Below are 18,263 nucleotides of genomic sequence, written 5' to 3' on the forward strand. Positions count from 1 at the left end.
TGTTCCGCCGTGCGCGTGGCGCGTGACCCTGCGTCGCCCCCCCCGGCGAGCCCCCGGGCCGACGGCTCGTAGCGGGTCAGCCCAGATAGAGGTCCTTGTGCGCGGCCACGAACGTCTCGACCGACTGGGCGGGTACCCCCGTCAGGCGTTCGACGTCGTCGGATGTCCGGTCGTAGCGGTTCTCGTGGTGCAGTCGGGCCATGGTGGCGATGTGCTGTTCGGTGTGCGGGGGCAGGCCCGCCTTGGCGAGCACCTCCGCCCGCCATTGGTCGAGCGGCACGTCCACGTAGGACACCGGTCGCCCGAGGGCTCGCGAGAACTCCTGGGCGATCTCCGTCATGTCGACCGAGCGGGGACCGGTCAGCTCGTAGACATGGCCGATGTGCGGAGCGGGATCGCGGAGGACCGTGGCGACGACCCGGGCGACGTCGTCGACGGCGACCGGCGAGGTGCGCCCGGTCCCGAAGGGCAGCGCGATGGTGCCGTTCTCCCGGATGGACCGTGCCGCCAGCGTGGTGAAGAGAGGGTTGTCCAGGAACGACGTGGGGCGGATGTGCACCACCGGCAGCCCCGACCAGTTCAGCACCTGCTCGCCCAGCCAGTGCAGCCGCTGCTGGTTCGACTCCGCGGTGCTGGTCGCGGTCATCTGCGACACCGTCATCTGCGACATGCCGACCAGCACGTCCAGCTCCGCGCAGTCGCGGGCCACGGTGGCCACCACGGTCGTCGCCAGCAGGTGGTCCGGCGACACGGGCATCGCGAAGTACATCCTCCCGACGCCGCGCAGCGCGGCGGCGACGCTCTCCGGACGGGTCAGATCACCGACGACGACCTCGGCTCCGAGCGCGCGCAGCCCGGCCGCGCGATCGTCGTCGCGGCGGACCAGTACGCGGACAGGCATGTCCAGCGCGCGCAGTTGGTCGAGTACCGCGCGGCCCACGTCACCGGCGTTGGAGAGGAGAACAAGGTCGCTGGTGGTCATCGGTCGGCCTCCTGCCGCATCGGTGAGTGGGCGCGTGACGGGGTGGATATGTGGAGCGCGTGACTGGATGGGGTGACTGGCTGAGGGCCGAGCCGCTCTGCTGTGAGGACGACCCCGTTCCTCCTCCTCCCCCAATCTATGGAGGCCTACGGGGCCTCGCTCGGCGGAGGGCGACGCTCCGGCCGGCCCTCACGTGGGCGCCCGACGCCGGAGCCACGTCCGGTGTACGGCGCTGGTGGAGGGGCGACCTGCGCCGGCGTGCCGGTTCAGGCGGCGACTTCGGTGCGCCGTCGCCTCAGACGGGGCCGCAGGGCGAGCAGGAACGCGGCGACGCACGCCCACAGCGCGAGCGTGATCACGGGGCCCGCCGCGTGCGCGCCGTCGAAGTAGCTCAGGTCGGTGACGGCGCGGACCGCGGCGCCCGGGGGCAGGAGCGCGGAGACGGTCCGGGCCGCGGTGGGCAGCAGATCGGCGCCGATGGTGGCACCGCTGGTGGCGTTGCCGACGGTGAGGAGCAGGAGGGTGGCGACGGGGACTCCCACGGGGCCGAGGTAGGTGCCCAGCAGTTTGGTGGTGAAGGCTGCCGCGGCGGCCAGCAGGGTGAGGGTGACGACCAGGGGAGCGACCGGGGCGGGGACCGCTCCGAGGACCGGGCCCGCGATGATCGCGGCGAGGGTGCCGATGGCCACGGAGGCGCCGGCCAGCAGCCAGAACCGGTGGCGCAGGTGCAGGAGACCGGCCAGTCCGAGCGCGTTCGAGCCGAGGACGAAGCCGGACAGGGTCACGCCGAAGGCCATGTAGAAGCCGGCCAGCCCCCTGGTGTCGAAGTGTGTGAAGGGTACGACGTCGTCGGTGGTGACGCGCTTGCCCGCCCCGTGGGCGTAGGCGCCCACGAGTGTCTTCACGGCCGATGTGGTGGACGTGCCGTCGGCTCCGGCGATCTCCAGGCGCAGCCCGTCCGAACCGTCCGCGCTCAGCGCGGCGACGACGTCGTGGCCCTTCACCGCCTGGCGCGCGGCGCCGGCGTCGGCGGCCGGGTGCACCTCGACGGTGTCGCCGAGGGCCTCATGTATCGCTCCCGGCACGAGAGGTGCGGCGACGGCGATCGGGACCTGATGCGGCTGGGGATCACGCTGCAGCCCGACATAGCAGGAGATGAAGGCCGCCGCGACGATCAGGGAGATCACGGCCGGCTGGAGCCACGCCCTCACCGGCGGCCGGGGGCGGATCGAGCGGGGCGGCCTGGACGGCTCGGCCACTGTCGAACGTATCTGCTCACGCTCGGGCGCGGCTCCGACGGGGGATTCCATGGCGGGGCTTTCTGGGGAGAGGGCGCGGGAACGGATCAGGCGGACAGGCACGCCACGCCGATCCTTAGGAGGATATGCTCCTATTTGCAGTTCGGCAACCACCGCCCTCCTGGGACCGGCCCCTCGACCCGATCCCCCGGCCCGGGCAGTCAACCCGCCGGGCTCGCCGTGAAGAGGAGCATGGGCTCGTACGATGGACGGGGAGCTCAGGAGGAGATCATGACCCCTACGTCGACGAGCGTCGCCGACCAGTGCAACAACCTGGCGCTGCGCAAGGCGGCTCGATACCTGGGGGCGACGTACGACAAGGCCCTGGCCCCGTCGGTCTCCGGGGCACGCAGTTCAGCATCCTGCAGAGGCTGAGTGCGCACGGCGAGATGACGATCACCAGCCTTGCCGACACGATCGCGATGGACCGTACGACGATGGCCTCGAACCTCAAGCCGCTCGCGCGGGAGGGCCTGGTGACCGTCGAGCCGTCGGCAACCGACCGCCGCGCACGGATCGCCGCCATCACACCGGACGGCCTCTCCCGACTGAAGGCGGCGCTCCCCCTGTGGAGGGCCGTACAAGCCCAATTCGAGGAGAGCTTCGGCGGTGACGAGGCGGCCCGGCTGCGCACGTCCCTCAAGGCCGTCCTCGACACCGGCTTCCAGCCCTGGGCCGACTAGGGCACCAGGCCGCCGACGGCTCGCCCGGCCGGCACCGTTGCGGCCGACGGTGACGCCGCTGGGGCAACGGCGACGGCACACCGCGACGCAGACCATCTCGGGAAACGGCACCGCCGTTCCCCGAGCACGATCACGTTCGCGCGACACCAGGTCGCGTTGAGGCCGGTGCGTGCCCACGCACGCACCGGCCCGCCGAGCACCGACCGGCGCTCAACTCCTTGCCTTCCCCTGAGGGTGTCAGCGACGAGGGTGTCCGCCCGGACCCTCGTGACCGCGACCATCGTGACCACCCGGACCCTCGTGACCCCGACCATCGTGACCACCCGGACCCTCGTGACCCCGACCATCGTGACCACCCGGACCCTCGTGACCCCGACCATCGTGACCACCCGGAACCTGGTGACCCCGACCGTCGTGACCACCCGGAACCTGGTGACCCCGACCATCGTGACCACCGGGGAGACCGTGTCCGCGGCCGTTGTGTCCGCCGGGGGCGCCGTGGCCGCGGCCCCACGTCACCACGTCGATCACACGATGGCGGTCGTTGCGCAGCGTCGCGGTGTCCGCGCGGTTGTCCCAGGCGTAGCCACGGCGGTCCTGGAACACGTCCCGGCCCGCGTCACGCCCCACCCCCGTGTGCACCCGCACCGTCGTCCGGCCTCCCAGGCGCAGGTGGAACACGTACGCGCGGCCGTCACGGCCCGACAGCGTCCAGCCGTTCAGGTTGACCCCGTAACGGCCCGTGTTCGTCACCTCCACCCACTCCTTGTTCAGCGACGCGTTGCTCCCCGAGTCCCAGCCCGGAGAGTCGTACTGCACCCGGCTGATCTGCACCTGCGCACGAAACGGAAGCCGCCCCTGGTCCGCCGACGCCGGCAGCGCCGCCACACCCACCACCACACCGGCAGCCACCGCAGCCGCGGCAGCACGACGAACCAACACAGACCGCGAAACAGACACGAACGCCCCCTAGAGGAACAGGCGGACCACACATCAGGATCCGCGAGTTTGAGCCCCGGCCCACTGGCCGAGAACCACACCCTCCCGCCCCACCACGCCGCCCGAGCCCACCACCCGCTCAGCATTACCGATCAACGACAAGGCTGTGATCCTCGCCTGCACGCTGCACGTATCCCCCACAACGCCAGATTGACGCCACAATCCCCCAAAACACTGGACGCCACCACAAACGCCACCCTCCGCGCCACCCCACCCCTCACCCGAAAGTGAGTAACAACCCGCAAACCGCCTCGGTTCGACGCACGACTCGAGCCTGACGGCGAGGACCGCCGGAGTGGCCACCCACACGATCACGGACTTTGGTATGGACCTCCACGCGCTCGGTCGCTAACCTCGGCGTCGCACACCCTGAGAGCGCTCTCAGCATGCCCTTCCGCTCCACTCCCCCATGACGGAACGAAGAAAGGCAACTCCCTTGAGACGCAAAACAGTTCTGCGCGCCGGCCTGTCCGCGGCGCTGCTCCTGAGCACCGTGGCCGCCGGTCTCAGCACCCAGGCCTCGGCCTCCGACACCCCCGTGGGCGCGCCCCCCTCCGCGCCCAAAGCCCCGGCGTCGTCGGCTCTGATCACCGCCATGCAGAAGGACTTGGGCCTGTCCAAGGACGAAGCCACCACACGGCTCAAGGCCGAAGCGAGGGCCCGGACGGTGGACCGCGCGGCCAAGCGTGCCGCGGGCGACGCATACGGCGGATCGTGGTTCGAGGCGAAAACCGGGAAACTCACCGTCGCCGTCGCCGACAGTTCGCGACGGAAGGCCGTCGAGGCGACGGGGGCCGAGGTCGCACTCGTCCGGCACAACGAGCGGCAGCTCGACGCGACGCTGAAGCGGGTCGACTCCCTCAAGGCTCCGGCCGGTGTGGGCAGTTGGCACGTGGACACCAAGAGCAACTCGGTCGTCGTCGGCGTGGTCGCCGCGCACAAGGATGACAACGATGTCCGTACCTTCCTGGACCGAGCCCGGCGGAGCGGTCCGGTGACCGTCGAGGAGACGCGGCAGGCACCGCGCACCTTCGCCGCGGGGACGGTGGGCGGCGATCCGTACTACACAGGCAACGTCCGTTGTTCCATAGGCTTCTCGGTGTACGGCGGATTCGTCACCGCGGGCCACTGCGCGCAGCCGGGAGCCGGTGTCAGCGGCTGGGACGGCAGCTACATCGGCAACTTCCAGGGATCGTCCTTCCCCGACAACGACTACGCCTGGGTCAACGTAGGCAGCGGCTGGTGGACCGTGCCCGTCGTGCTGGGCTGGGGAACCGTCTCCGACCAGCTCGTCCGCGGTTCGGCGGAGGCCCCCGTGGGCGCCTCCATCTGCCGCTCGGGGTCCACGTCGCACTGGCACTGCGGGACCGTGCTGGCGAAGAACGAGACCGTCAACTACAGCCAGGGCGCCGTGCACCAGATGACGAAGACGAGCGTCTGTGCCGAACCGGGTGACTCCGGCGGCTCGTTCATCAGCGGCGACCAGGCCCAGGGCGTCACCTCCGGCGGCTGGGGCAACTGCAGCAGCGGCGGTGAGACCTGGTACCAGCCGGTCAACGAGATCCTCAGCCGGTACGGACTCACCCTCCACACCACCTGACCCGTACCGGCTCATATCGCCGCACACCGTGCCCCGGCGCGCAATCCGGGCGTCGGAACGGTGTGCGGCGACGGTCGGCCACTGCCGGCGCGCAGCATGCAGTACGGTATTCAACCGTCAAGCCGGTCGGTCTCGGGGAGGGCGCTGTGTCGCTTGAAGCGGCAGGGGTGTCGGTGACCGAGGAGTTCGTCTACCGACACCTGGTGACGACGGGCCGGGCCTCGGCCCAGGACGTCGCCGAACGCACCGGACTGAGCCGTGCGGAGGCCGAGCAGGCGCTCGACGCGCTCTCGGCCAAAGGCATGGCCAGCCACACGGACGTGCTCCCCCGCCACTTCCAGGCCACTCCGCCCGACGTCGCGCTGATGCCGCGGCTGAAACGGAACGCCGACGCGTTGGACCTCGCCAGGGCGGAGGCCACCAGCCTGCTGCAGGCCTACCGCGACACGATGCGCCGGCAGGACGCCAGCGAGCTGATCGAGGTCATCATCGGGGCCGAGGCGCTGCGCCAGCATCTGCGCCACATCCAGGCGAGCGTGCAGGACGAGATGCTCTGGTTCTGCAAGGCCCAGTACGTGGCGATGCCCTCGGGCAGCAACAGCTCGGAGTTCGAGGCACTGGCGCGGGGTGTGCGCTACCGGGTCCTGTACGAGAAGGCCTTCTTCGACGACGCGGGCGCCGTGGACAACGTGGTGGCGGGCGTGCGGGCCGGGGAGGTCGCACGCGCGGTTCCCCATCTGCCGCTGCGCCTGGCGGTCGCGGACCGTGCCATCGCGGTCTGCCCGCTCGTGCCCGGCGGCCCGCAGGGCAGTCCCGACGAGCCCACCGCGGCGCTGGTACGGGACAGCAACCTGCTGGCCGCTCTCATCGCGCTGTTCGAACGTTACTGGGAGGACGCCGTTCCCCTGGACGTCGACGACTCGGGCACGGTCGCCGGTACCGACGGAGTCGGGGCGGGCGACCTGCTCTCGTCCACGGACCGGCGCCTGCTGTCCCTCCTCGTGGCCGGTGTCGCCGACAAGGCGATCGCCACGCAGATGGGCCTGAGCCGCCGCACCGTGCAGCGTCACATCCAGCACATGATGGAACTCGCCGGCGCGGCCACCCGGATGCAGCTCGCCTGGCAGGCCGCACGCCGGGGATGGCTCTGAAGACCACGAGGAACCAGGCCCGTGCGGCACCAGGCCCGTGCGGCACCGGGCCTGCGCGGCACCGGGCCCGCGCGGCGGAGGATGGTCCGTCAGTTGACGCCTCGGCCGTGTCCTTCCCAGTACCTCTCGCGCAGTTTGTACTTCTGGAGTTTGCCGGTCGCCGTCCGGGCCAGCTGGTCCCGGAACTCGACGGAGGTCGGCGCCTTGAATCCGGCGAGGCGTGCCTTGCAGTACTGGACCAGTTCGTCCTCCGTCACCTCGGTGCCGGGCGCGAGGACGACCAGCGCCTTGACCGTCTCGCCCCACGTCTCGTGCGGGACGCCGATCACCGCGACCTCGGCGACCGCGGGATGGCTGAAGAGCACATCCTCCACCTCGATCGAGGACACGTTCTCGCCGCCGGTGATGATCACGTCCTTCTTGCGGTCGCTGATGGTCAGGTGGCCGTACTCGCCGACCGATCCGCCGTCGCCGGTGTGGAACCAGCCGTCGGACAACGCCCGGGTGGTCTCCTCGGGCTGGTCCCAGTAACCCTCCAGGACCACGTTCGAGCGGGCGAGGATCTCGCCCTCGTCGTCCGTGCGCAGGGTCACGCCGAGCGCGGGAGCACCGGCCCGGACCAGGTGCTCCGCCCGCGCCTGGGTGTCGAGGCCGTCCCACTCGGCGCGGGTGCGGTTGATCGTGAGGAGGGGCGAGGTCTCGGTGAGGCCGTAGATCTGGATGAACTCCCAGCCCAGTTCGGATTCGACGCGGGCGACGGTCCGGGTGGGCGGCGGGGCGCCGGCGACGATGATCCGTACCCGGTCGCGGCCGGGGATCTCGCCCTCCCAGGAACGGGCCGCGGTGAGCACCGCGTTGACGACCGCGGGAGCCGCGCACATGACCGTCACGCCGTGCTCGGCCACCCGGCGCAGGATCTCGGCGCCGTCGACCTTGCGCAGGACGATCTGCCGTACGCCCAGGGCCGACATCGCGAACGGCATGCCCCAGCCGTTGGCATGGAACATGGGCAGCGAGTGCAGGTACACGTCCCGGTCCGTGACCCCCGCGTGCAGGGCGAAGGTCACCGCGTTCACCCAGATGTTGCGGTGGGTGATCTGTACGCCTTTGGGGCGGGCCGTCGTGCCGCTGGTGTAGTTGATGGTCGCGGTGGCGTTCTCGTCCGGCTGCCAGGGCGCCGGTTCGGCGCCGAACCGGTACAGCTCCGCGTCCGCGGCGGCCCCGATGGTGAACCGGTGCTTGCAGGTGATTCCGGCCAGCCGGTCCGTCAGTTCCGGGTCGACGAGGACGACGTTCGCCCCCGAGTGGTCGACGATGTAGTTCACCTCGTCCGCCGTCAGCCGGAAGTTGACCGGCACCAGGACCCGGCCGAACCCGCTGACGCCGAAGAACGCGGTGAGCAGCCGTGCGCTGTTGGGTGAGACCACCGCAACCCGCGCGCCGTGGGGCACGCCGAGCGCGTCGAGTCCGGCGGCCTGGGCGCGCGCCAGCTCGCCGATCCGCCGGTACGTAAGGCCGTCCCAGGGCTCCGCCGGCTGATCAGGCTCGTCGACGATGCCGATCCGGTCGGCGTACACGGTCGTGGCGCGGTCCAGAAAATCACGGGCCCCGAACGGGACGATCATCATGGCCTCCCGAAGCTCAGAAGATGTGCGGCTTCCATCCGGCCACGACGCGGCCGTCGGGACAACCCCACGAGCTCGGCGAGCCACTCCGCCGACAGCCACAGCCGGGGCCTCGAACCGGGCCCCGGCGGCGATGTCCTTCCCGTGCCGTTGTGCGGCCGAAGGTCCTCGCCGGGTCGGACGCGGATCGGGGGCGCGTCGGGATCGGTGCGGCGTGGCTCGGTGCGGTGCGGTGCGGCGTGGCGTTGTACGGCGTGGCGCTGTGCGGCTCGGTTCGGCCCGGCTCGGTCCGGCGCGGTTCGGCTGGGCCCAGCCCGGCTCGGTCCGGTCCGGCGTACGAACCGGTGGAACCGTTGCGGACGTTGCCGCCGCGCCCCGCGGACGACCACCCCGTGGACGACCTCCCGCGGAAGGCCGGGCCGAGGAGGACCACCTGCCGGAAGGCCACCCTCGGGACCGACGGCCCTGCCCCGGCGGGACGGCCCCCACCCATTCCGCCGAGCCTTCGTCGAGCGCGTCCGGGCCTCCGCCCACCAGCGAAGGAGACCCGCCCCCGGACCGTGACCGCATCGGTAGACGAACTGCTTGCCGATTCCGGCACAGTGGTCGTCGGTCTGGGCTAGATTCAGGAATCCTCGGCACAGGCGCCTCTCTGTGAGGCCATGGCGAGGAGAATTCTGGAGCGGGGATGCACGCGTTCGAACTTCCTCCACCGGCCACCGGCGTCATGCAGGGGGGACTCGCCGACAGTCTCTTCGAAACGGCGCGGCGTGAGCCGGCACTCGCCCAGGTGGCGCGCCGTCTCGACGGGGCTTCCGGTACCTGGGCATCGATCTCCGCGGCCGAGCTGTGGGACGAGGTCGTGGACGTCGCCAGGGGGTTGGTCGCCTCCGGGATACGCCCGGGCAACCGCGTCGCCATCATGGCGCGCACACGCTACGAGTGGACCGTGCTCAGCTACGCGCTGTGGACGGTGGGTGCCGAACTCGTCCCGATCTACCCGACCTCGTCGCACGAGCAGGTCGCGTGGATCCTGCAGGACGCGGCCTGCGTCGCCGTGGTCGTCGAGGACGAACAGGGCATCATGACGGTCGGCTCGGCGTGCGCGTCGCTCCCGTCGCTGCGCCACGTCTGGCAGTTGGACACCGGGGCCCTGTCGCAGCTCGCCGAGCGGGGCCGGGCGATCCCGCCGACGACGGTCGACTCGCTCCGCCGCATCGTGCTGCCCGACTCGACCGCGGTCATCGCGTACACCTCCGGCACGACGGGGAACCCGAAGGGCTGCGCCCTGACCCACCGCAGCCTGGCCAGCCCCGTCGACACGCTGCTCACCGGCTGGAGACACACGGCCGCTCCGCCCGGTGAACAGCCCGCCATCCTCGCCTTCCTGCCCTTCTCCCACGTGTACGGCCTGTTGATCCAGGGACTGTGTCTGCGCGGCGGCATCCTCCTGGGACACGAGCCGGACCTGAGCGAGGAGGCGCTCTCCGCGGCGCTGCTCTCCTTCCGCCCCACCTTCCTCTACGCCGTCCCGTTCGTCTTCGAGAAGATCTACAAGAACTTCGTGCGGACGGCGCAGCAGACCGGCCGTGGCGCCCTGTTCGAGCGAGCCGTCCAGACCGCCAAGGACTTCGCCGCGGCCGGCGAACGCCAGCGGCTGGGCACCGGGCCCGGTCCCGGCTTCGACCTGAAGCTGCAGCACGCCCTCTACGAGAAGACCGTCTACCGGAAACTGCGCGCCACCCTGGGCGGACGGGTGTGCGGTGCGGTCTCGGGCGGTTCGCCCCTCAACCGGGAACTCGCGCTCTTCTACGCGGGCATCGGGATCCTCATCCACGACGGCTACGGGCTGACCGAGACGAGCGGCGGCATCACCGCGCAGCCGGTCGGCCGGGCGAAGTTCGGAACCGTCGGACAGGCGCTGCCGGGCACGGACATCCGGGTAGCCGACGACGGGGAGATCCTGGTCTGGGGGCCCTCGGTGTTCCAGGGGTACATCAACGACGAGGCAGCCACCCACGCGTCGTTCCAGGACGGCTGGCTCGCGACGGGCGACATCGGCCACCTCGACACCGAGCGGTATCTCACCATCACCGGCCGCAAGAAGGACATCATCGTCACGAGCGGCGGCAAGAGCGTGGCTCCCGCCGCCCTCGAAGAGCGTCTGCGCGTCCATCCGTTGATCCATCAGGCGGTGATCGTGGGCGACAACCGGCCCTGTGTGGGCGCCCTCATCACCCTGGATCCCGACTTCCTCGCGCACTGGCGCGGAACGTGGACCAAGGGTGAGGCGGCGGCGCCGCGCGACGCCCGGGAGGAGAACGAGCTGCGCGAAGAGGTCAGACGTGCCGTGGCGTCGGCCAACAGCACCGTGTCCCCCACGGAGTCCATCAGGGTGTTCCGTGTCCTTCCGGAGCCCTTCGACCTGGCCAACGGGTTGTTGACCCCTTCGATGAAGCTGCGTCGGGACGCCATCTCACAGCGGTTCGCCGCCGAGATCGACGCCATGTACCAGACGTCGTCGCGAAGGCCGCGGGAGTACACGCCGAACGAGCCGTCGGTCTGGGACGACTCGGACAACGTGTTCCGCTGAGGGCAGCAGCCCGCCGGATCATGTGACTTCTCGTGCTTCGATCCGGCTCCGACTCCGCTCGGCTCGTGACCGGCACGACGGGGTTCAGGTGCCGGTACGCCCGTCGACGAGCTCACGCACGACATCGAGGTGACCGTTGTGGCGGGACGTCTCCTCAATGACGTGGAGGATCACCCAACGGAGGTCGACGTAGCGGCCGTCGCTGATGGGGCGCTTGGCCGTTGAGTTCAGCTCGTGGTCGGACACCAGGCGACGGTAGCGGGCACTCTGCTCGTCGTACTCGGCGAGAAGCTGGGGCAACGGGATCTCGGCTGCTGTCCGCATCTCAGGATCGGGATCGTCGTCGGTCGCCTCGGCGAGCGGCCCCGCGAGCTCCTCGCCCAGAAAAATCACTTGGAACCAGTAGTACTCGACCCACCGCAGATGGCTGATCAGCCCGCACAACGTCATCAGCGGTGAAAGCGGGAGCGGGGCCCTGCGAGCGTCTTCGGCGGACACGCCCTCACACTTGGCTCGCGCGGTGTCACGGGCATAGTCCAGGAAGGTGACCAGCTGCGTACGCTCGTCCCACGCGGGAGGTGTGTCGGTTCGTTGAGTCATCGTGGGGAGTTTCCCGCAGTCCGGAACGGGTGTCGACTCAATTGACCGGACGTGCCGTCGAGTGCCACAGCAGCGGCAGTGCTCAGGGAGAGAGATTGGCTGGATCCGCCGGGCGGTCCCTAGACCTTGCGGGCGAGCAGGTGGATCTCCTGGAACTGCCGTCGGTCGGTGGGCTGAGGCTCGCGGACCATCCGGGCCACCTCGGCCAACCCGGACTCGCGCAGCAGCGCGGCGAGGTGATCGGGCCACCACCGATGGGCCGGCACGACCGCGTGATCGAAGACCTGCGTCGGGTGAGACGGATCGTCGCTTGCCGAGAAGCCGACCAGAAGGTGGCCGCCAGGCGCCAGTACGCGATGGAACTCCGCCAGGACGACGGGGAGTTCAGGCGGTGGCGTGTGGATGATGGACCAACGCGAGAGTACGCCGTCCAGTGCGCCGTCAGCGATGTCCAACGCGGCCATCGAGCCCACGTCGAACCGCAGGCCCGGATGCTCCTGCCGAGCCAGCTCGATCATCGCGGGAGAGGCATCGACACCGAACGCCGCCAGCCCCAGCCCGTCCAGATATGCGGTGATGTGGCCGGGCCCACATCCCAGGTCCGCGACGCGACCGTCCCCACTCGCACGGACAAGTTCGGCGAAGACACCCAGGATCCCGCGGTCCAGGGGACTGTCACGCAGCGAGTCGCGGAACAGTTGCGCATAGGTGGCGGCAGCGGCGTCGTAGGCCTCGCGGGTGGCGCTGAGGGAATCGAGTTCGACCATGCGCGGGATATTAGTTCCTGCGTCACGACGGAAACTTGCGTTTCGTAGCTGTGCTCGTGCCTCGGCCGAAGTGGCGGATGCGGTCAGCCGTCGCGGCCGGGTGGGGCGGCAAGTCGGGTACCGATCCGTCGTGGCGAGCCGGCGTGCCGACGCCACCGGAGAACACCGTGCCATCGCGCTCCGAGGACACGGAACGGCAACTCCTCGCGAGTGGCCCGTTTTTCGTCCTGTCGGGGGTACTCGAGCGCCGAACCCCACTGGAGAACGGCGTCAGGAGTGCCATGCGCGTCAAGGTCGGATACTTCAAGACCAGGTCACTCAGGAGACGCCTCCAGCGCTGTGCCCGAGAGGTGTTCGGCTGGAAGAGCCTGCGGCCGCCCCAACTCGCCGCCATGACGGCCGTGATGCAGGGGCGCGACACCATCGTGGTGATGCCGACGGGTGCGGGGAAGTCCGCCGTGTACCAGGTGCCGGGTGTGCTGCTGGAGGGGCCGACCCTCGTGGTCTCGCCCCTGATAGCGCTCCAGCGGGACCAGGTCGCCCATCTCGCGCGCATCAAGGGGTCCGGCGCCTCGGCGGTCAACTCCGCGCAGCGCGCTCGGGACAACGAAGCCGTGTGGGAACGCGTACGAGAAGGCAGTTTGGACTTTCTGTTCGTCTCGCCGGAGCAGCTCGCGAAGGACGAGGTGGTGGAGCAGATCGCCGCGGCGGCTCCCGCGCTGATGGTGGTCGACGAGGCGCACTGCGTCTCCTCGTGGGGATACGACTTCCGGCCCGACTACCTGTCCCTGTGCCACGTGCGCGAACGCATCGGCCGGCCTCCGCTCCTCGCCCTCACCGCCAGCGCGGCGGCACCCGTACGGGCGGACATCGTGGAGCGGCTCGGCATGCGCGAGGTGTACGAGGTGGTCGCCGGGTTCGACCGCCGCAACATCACGCTGGAGGTCGTACGGCACCCGGAGAACGCGGGGAAGCGCCGGTGGGTGGTGGAACGGGCCGCGGCCGAGGCCAAACCGGGCATCGTCTACGCGGGAACGCGACGGGAGACCGAGGAGTACGCGCAGGAACTGTCGGCGCTCGGATTCGACAGCGCCGCCTACCACGCGGGGCTGTCGGCTGCTGAGCGCTCCCGGACGCACGACCGCTTCCAGGACGGCGAACTCGACGTGGTCGTCGCCACCTCCGCGTTCGGGATGGGCATCGACAAGCCGAACATCCGCTTCGTGCTGCACGCATCCGTGCCGGGTTCCCTCGACACCTACTACCAGGAGATCGGCCGGGCCGGCCGCGACGGAAAACCGTCGACGGCGATCCTCGCGTACCGGCCCGAGGACCTCGGCGTCCAGCGGTTCCGGACGGGCGCTCACCCCGACCCGGAGACGCTGGGCGGGCTGATCGACACGGTGCGCGAGCACCGTGGCCCGGTCACGGCGACCAGCCTGCGCAAAAGCACCGGGCTGTCCCAGACGCCGCTGACGTCGATGCTGCACCTGCTGGAGGAGGCCGGAGCCGTGACAACACAGAAGCGCGGCGGCGTTCGCGCCGTGCCCGGGGCGCAGCGCGACGCCTGCGTCCGCGAGGCGATCCGGATCGCTTCCGCCCGTGTCGACCTGGAGCGTTCCCGGGTGGAGATGATGCGGGCGTACGCGGAGACGAACGGCTGTCGCCGGCGCCACATGCTCGGGTACTTCGGTGAGAGTCTGGCAGAAGGCGACTGCGCGGGATGCGACATGTGCGCCCGTACACAGGAGTTGAAGAGGGCACCCGTCCGGACAGGAGACATCCTTTCCGGTACGGGCCCCGCTCCGCTGGAACCCGTGGCGATCGACGGCGCCTTCCCGCCCGGAACGCGGGTGGGCCACACCACCTGGGGCGAGGGCGAGGTGATGAGCGAAGACGGGGACAAGATCACGGTTCTGTTCGAGAGCGTGGGCTATCGCACCCTGTCCCTCCCCGCCGTCAAGGCGCGGGGCCTGCTGACGCCGGTGTCGTCCGCCGCGACGAGAAGCTGACGCCACCTCGCCGAGCGTCTGCCGGAGGGCCGCCGCCGCGATCATCTGCCGGCGACGGCCCGTCCGTTGACGTCGTCGGCGCCTCCGGGCCAGTAGTGAGTAGTGTTCGGCGTCCTGTCGACGGATCGGGTGCGTCGGCCTGCGCCTCGGATCAGGAAGCAGGCATGAAGACCGACTTGCCCGCGAGGAAGCCGGCGAGACCTTCCGGTCCCCCTTCCCGCCCGTATCCCGACATCTTCCGGCCGCCGAAAGGAACGTTCGGCGAGCTGTGTGACGGACCCGGTCAGCGGATTTCGGGGGTTGATCGCCCGCTTGTGCACCTGGAGCAGCCTGCCGCCCCGCCGTCGATACGTCGCGGACCACCGGCGTGACCACCCGCTCCTCCGTGGTTCTGGACGCCGCGGCCCGCGTGCAGATCCTCTGCCGCGGCTCGAACGGCTCGGCCTGGCGCGTCGGCCAGAACGACGACTACGAGACCTTCCAGACCTCCGCCAATCTGGGCGGCCAGATCATCGACCGGCCCACCGCCGCCCTCGGCTTAGACGGACGGGTCGACGTGTTCGCCAAGGGCACCGACAAGGCCCTGTGGGTCGCCGTCCAAGCCGCCGAGAACGACACCACGTACCAGGACTTCCAGTCCCTGGACGGCGTCATCGGCGACGTCAACGTGAGCCCCGCCATCGCCAACCAGGAAGCGCTCCTCTACGTGTTCACCCAGGGTTCGGGCACGGCGCGCAACCTCTGGCTGCAACGCCAGACCTGGACCTGAGCGACCACAACGCGGACCGTGCCGCCCCCGGGAGCCGGCCGGCACGGTCCGCTCGCACCAGGCCCGCCCACAGGCGTGCGGGTGGAGAGACAGCGGCGTGATCAGTGACGGAGACATCTTCGGTCTTCGGTCCTGTGCGCTGCTGGTTGGGCCAACCCGTGGTGCGGTGGGCAAGGGCCGCGTCGCTGCCGCTGTCCTGGGCGATGCCCAGACACGAGCGAGGACGGCGCCGGTGCTGGTGTCGACGGCCTGGAGACTCTCCGGGGACCAGACGTAGGCCGTGGTCACGTGCAGGGTGACCTGCCTGCCGCCCTCCGCCTCGTCGGGCAGGGGGACCGCACTGACCAGGTCGAACGTGTGAGCCGACGGGTAACTCGTCCTGGGCGTGGTCGAGGACGGGCTCGCGTCGGCGGAAGGGTCGTGGGGACGGCCGGAGCGCGGCCGTTCGGAGTTCTCGTCCCCGTCGTCGCCGCGGCCGGCCACCAGCAGCAGAGCCCCCAGCGCGCGGACTCCGGCAGTCGCCTTGACGGTGCGTCCGAACCACATCGGAACCCCCTGCCGATGCGCCTGCGCAAGCGACGCGACACCGACCGCGTTTCAGCGCAGCGCCGGATGTCCGAGCATGGACAGGTCAAACACCTGCCAGGATCCGGGTTCCGTGACAAGAACCGGGAGTGGGGCAGCCGACCGGACCCGGAGCCGGCGGGAGGGCGACCAACCGCCGACCGGCCGAATGTGCGGCATGGTCTCTTGCACCGTCAGCCGGGCATCACTGGGGCCACCCACCTCAGCCAACGGCCGACGGTTCACAGGATGAGCAAACGCGACGGCGACGTCGGGCTCACACGTCGATGAGGACCTTGCCCACCGCTCCCTTCTCGACCGCGGTGTGCGCGTCCGCCGTGGCTTCCAGCGGGAAGCGGTGCAGCGGCAGGCCCGCCTCCTCGCCCACGCGCAGCGCCCCGTCGGCGAGGGCGGCGGTGATGGCGGCGACGGCATCCCGCTTGGCCTCGGCCGGCATGGTGTAGACGAGAACGCCTTGGAAGCGCAGGTTGCCGAAGAAGGTCCGGCGGGGCAGTGTCACGTCGGCGCCGTCGTCGTAGTACGCGACGGCGGCGTTCTGGGCGGTCACCGAGACGTCGAGCCGCGCGTTCGCTGCCATGGCGACCTCCACGACGATGTCGACACCGTCCGGGGCCACCCGGCGGATCGCCGCCTCCGCGTCCTCGGCCTTGTAGTCGACGACATGGTGCGCGCCGGCGGCCTTGGCCAGACGCGCCTTGAACGGGCTGCTGACGGTGGCCACCACGGTCGCCCCTGCCCAGCGCGCAAGCTGGATCGCCATGTTGCCGACCGCGCCCGCCCCGCCGGCGACCAGCACCGTACGGCCGCGCAGTGCGCCGGGTCCGAGCCGGGTCGGGTCGCCTTCCCGCACGGTGAGGGCGCGGTGGGCCGTCATCGCGGGAATGGGGATGCTCGCGCCGAGGTCGAGGGACGCGTTGTCGGGCAGCGGTACGGCCTGTTCCTCGGGGAGCACCACGTACTCCTGCGCCGTGCCGTCCGGGCGCTGCCAGGCGGCCTCCCAGATCCAGACGCGCTGACCGGTCCTGGCCGGGTCGACCCCCTCCCCGACCGCGTCGATCAGTCCGGCGCCGTCCTGGTTGGGCACCTGCTCGCCCTTCTCCTGCGGCCCGGCCGTGCGCGACTTCCAGTCCGTCGGGTTCACCCCGGACACCTCGACCCGTACCCGCACCTCGCCCGGCCCCGGCTCCGGCAGCGGACGTTCGGTCAGGCGCAGCACCTCAGGGCCGCCACCTTCCGTGTACACGATTGCTTTCATGATCTGCACAAGGCACGGCCGAGCCTGGTTCTTCCCGGCCCGACACGTTCCGTCCGTCCGGCCGTCCGGCCGTCCGGCCGTCGCAATCGACCACCAGCCGGATGCCGTGCACACCCAGCCACCAAGGGCGCCCGCGCCGACGCTCCCCTCCATCGCCCCCGTCCCGGCACTGCACCCCAGGCCGCCCATGGCTGCGCCCCTGATCGGCCGGATGGAACTCAGGGGCGCATGACGATCTTTCCCACATGCTCCCTGCGCGAGAGTTCCTCCTGGGCCTGAGCGGCCTGGTTCAGTGGGAAGGTCGCGGCGATGACGGGCTGGACCTCTGCGCGACGAGCGAGGTTCATGAGGAGGCCGAAGTGCGTGGGCGTGTGCATCGCGGACCCGATGACCTGGGCGTTGTGCAGGTAGAGGCGCCGCACGTCAAAGGCCACGTCGTAGCCACCGAGCGCACCGGCGATGACCCACCGGCCCCCTTCGCGCAGCAGCGGCAGCCCCTCGCCGACCAGTTCGCCCGCCACGACGTCGAGTGCGACGTCGATGCCCTCCGGGGCGGCGGCGCGGATCCGCTCGGCGATGTCTCCTGCGCGGTCGACGACTTCGTGCGCGCCTGCTTCGCGCACCGCGTCGATCTTGGGTCCACTACTGATGGCGAGCACTCTTGCGCCGCGTGCACGGGCGATCTGAATCAGCGCGAGGCCTACGCCACCGGACGCTCCCGAGACCAGGGCGGTCTCCCCCTTCCGCAGGCGGCCTCGCTCGATCATGCCCAGCGCCGTGCCGTAGGCGGTCGGCAGCGTCGCGAGCTGCTCGTCCGTGAGCGGAGATTCCGTCACGTCGTGTACACGCTCCACCGGCGCCGTCACGTACTCGGCGTATCCGCCGTCGCGTTCGCTCCCCATCAGGCCCACCGGGTGGGCGTCCGGTCCTTCGGTGTCGTAGATCGCGGGGTCGACGACCACTCGGCGTCCTACGAGGCCCCCCGTCACACCGGTCCCGACGGCCACCACCCGGCCGGCGACGTCGGCGCCCTGGATGCGCGGGAAGTCGATCGGGCCTCGCCAGCCCGACAGCGCCTTCGGGTCGTCCGGACGTCCGTAGGCGCCCTCCCGGGTCCACAGGTCGGTGTTGTTCAGCGCTACCGCACCGACCTGGACCAGCACCTCCCCTGCCCGAGGGGCGGGGACGGCGACCTCCGTCAGCTCAAGGACCTCCGGTCCTCCGTGCCTGGCGATGCGAACCGCTCGCATGACATCGGGCACACCCATAGCTTGAACCTCCTGACAGGTATACTGATCTGTGAACATCCCCCACCGTACACCGATCTGTGAAGGGGCCCGTCGT

At 70.5% G+C, this 18,263-nt stretch carries 15 protein-coding genes and 1 pseudogene; 7 read left to right on the forward strand and 9 right to left on the reverse strand.

Annotated elements, in window-relative coordinates; all coding sequences use genetic code 11:
- Positions 1-76: 76 nt before the first annotated feature.
- Both OHB41_RS45270 and OHB41_RS45275 read right to left on the reverse strand, forming a co-directional pair.
- The gene (locus OHB41_RS45270; protein ID WP_266707446.1) at positions 77-982 is read right to left on the reverse strand and encodes an NmrA family NAD(P)-binding protein; all 906 of its coding nucleotides are present in this window, start codon (positions 980-982) and stop codon (positions 77-79) included.
- Between the two features lie 266 nt (positions 983-1,248).
- Positions 1,249-2,292, reverse strand: coding sequence for a hypothetical protein (locus tag OHB41_RS45275; protein WP_266707448.1), 1,044 nt, complete (start codon positions 2,290-2,292; stop codon positions 1,249-1,251).
- Positions 2,293-2,511: 219 nt separating this feature from the next.
- Here OHB41_RS45275 and OHB41_RS45280 point away from each other — a divergent pair, with 219 nt between their 5' ends.
- Positions 2,512-2,655, forward strand: a complete 144-nt coding sequence (locus OHB41_RS45280) for a hypothetical protein (RefSeq protein ID WP_266707450.1) — start codon at positions 2,512-2,514, stop codon at positions 2,653-2,655.
- A gap of 14 nt (positions 2,656-2,669) precedes the next feature.
- The gene (locus OHB41_RS45285) at positions 2,670-2,963 is read left to right on the forward strand and encodes a MarR family winged helix-turn-helix transcriptional regulator (RefSeq protein WP_266707452.1); all 294 of its coding nucleotides are present in this window, start codon (positions 2,670-2,672) and stop codon (positions 2,961-2,963) included.
- A 237-nt stretch (positions 2,964-3,200) separates the two neighbouring features.
- On the opposite strand, the gene OHB41_RS52155 is transcribed toward OHB41_RS45285, so the two are convergent.
- Entirely contained in the window at positions 3,201-3,923 is a 723-nt protein-coding gene (locus OHB41_RS52155; protein WP_323138520.1) for a lamin tail domain-containing protein, read from the reverse strand.
- A 475-nt stretch (positions 3,924-4,398) separates the two neighbouring features.
- Between OHB41_RS52155 and OHB41_RS45295 the strand changes: the two genes are divergently transcribed.
- A complete protein-coding gene (locus OHB41_RS45295) occupies positions 4,399-5,562 on the forward strand; it encodes a S1 family peptidase (RefSeq protein WP_266707454.1) in 1,164 nt (387 codons plus the stop codon).
- 146 nt (positions 5,563-5,708) lie between these two features.
- Entirely contained in the window at positions 5,709-6,713 is a 1,005-nt protein-coding gene (locus OHB41_RS45300) for a helix-turn-helix transcriptional regulator (protein ID WP_266707456.1), read from the forward strand.
- An 89-nt stretch (positions 6,714-6,802) separates the two neighbouring features.
- On the opposite strand, the gene OHB41_RS45305 is transcribed toward OHB41_RS45300, so the two are convergent.
- Positions 6,803-8,338, reverse strand: a complete 1,536-nt coding sequence (locus OHB41_RS45305) for an AMP-binding protein (protein ID WP_266708351.1) — start codon at positions 8,336-8,338, stop codon at positions 6,803-6,805.
- Positions 8,339-9,026: 688 nt separating this feature from the next.
- Between OHB41_RS45305 and OHB41_RS45310 the strand changes: the two genes are divergently transcribed.
- Complete coding sequence (locus OHB41_RS45310) at positions 9,027-10,931, forward strand: AMP-dependent synthetase/ligase (protein WP_266707458.1); 1,905 nt, start codon at positions 9,027-9,029, stop codon at positions 10,929-10,931.
- 84 nt (positions 10,932-11,015) lie between these two features.
- On the opposite strand, the gene OHB41_RS45315 is transcribed toward OHB41_RS45310, so the two are convergent.
- Together OHB41_RS45315 and OHB41_RS45320 are read right to left on the reverse strand one after the other, a co-directional pair.
- Complete coding sequence (locus OHB41_RS45315; protein ID WP_266707460.1) at positions 11,016-11,531, reverse strand: DinB family protein; 516 nt, start codon at positions 11,529-11,531, stop codon at positions 11,016-11,018.
- A gap of 119 nt (positions 11,532-11,650) precedes the next feature.
- The gene (locus tag OHB41_RS45320; protein ID WP_266707462.1) at positions 11,651-12,298 is read right to left on the reverse strand and encodes a class I SAM-dependent methyltransferase; all 648 of its coding nucleotides are present in this window, start codon (positions 12,296-12,298) and stop codon (positions 11,651-11,653) included.
- 281 nt (positions 12,299-12,579) lie between these two features.
- Between OHB41_RS45320 and OHB41_RS45325 the strand changes: the two genes are divergently transcribed.
- Complete coding sequence (locus tag OHB41_RS45325; RefSeq protein WP_266707464.1) at positions 12,580-14,310, forward strand: RecQ family ATP-dependent DNA helicase; 1,731 nt, start codon at positions 12,580-12,582, stop codon at positions 14,308-14,310.
- Between the two features lie 151 nt (positions 14,311-14,461).
- On the opposite strand, the pseudogene OHB41_RS45330 reads toward OHB41_RS45325, so the two are convergent.
- Positions 14,462-14,563, reverse strand: a pseudogene (locus OHB41_RS45330) (hypothetical protein); the annotation flags it as partial.
- A 114-nt stretch (positions 14,564-14,677) separates the two neighbouring features.
- On the opposite strand from OHB41_RS45330, the gene OHB41_RS45335 reads away from it, so the two are divergent.
- Positions 14,678-15,079, forward strand: coding sequence for a DUF8189 domain-containing protein (locus OHB41_RS45335; protein WP_266707466.1), 402 nt, complete (start codon positions 14,678-14,680; stop codon positions 15,077-15,079).
- An 841-nt stretch (positions 15,080-15,920) separates the two neighbouring features.
- Here OHB41_RS45335 and OHB41_RS45340 read toward each other — a convergent pair.
- A complete protein-coding gene (locus OHB41_RS45340) occupies positions 15,921-16,919 on the reverse strand; it encodes an NADPH:quinone reductase (RefSeq protein ID WP_266707468.1) in 999 nt (332 codons plus the stop codon).
- Positions 16,920-17,137: 218 nt separating this feature from the next.
- Positions 17,138-18,187 carry a zinc-binding dehydrogenase gene (locus tag OHB41_RS45345; RefSeq protein WP_266707470.1) on the reverse strand — a complete coding sequence of 350 codons (1,050 nt, stop codon included), beginning with the start codon at positions 18,185-18,187 and terminating at the stop codon, positions 17,138-17,140.
- Positions 18,188-18,263 lie beyond the last annotated feature (76 nt).

The sequence above is a fragment of the Streptomyces sp. NBC_01571 genome, from assembly GCF_026339875.1.
Lineage (GTDB): Bacteria > Actinomycetota > Actinomycetes > Streptomycetales > Streptomycetaceae > Streptomyces.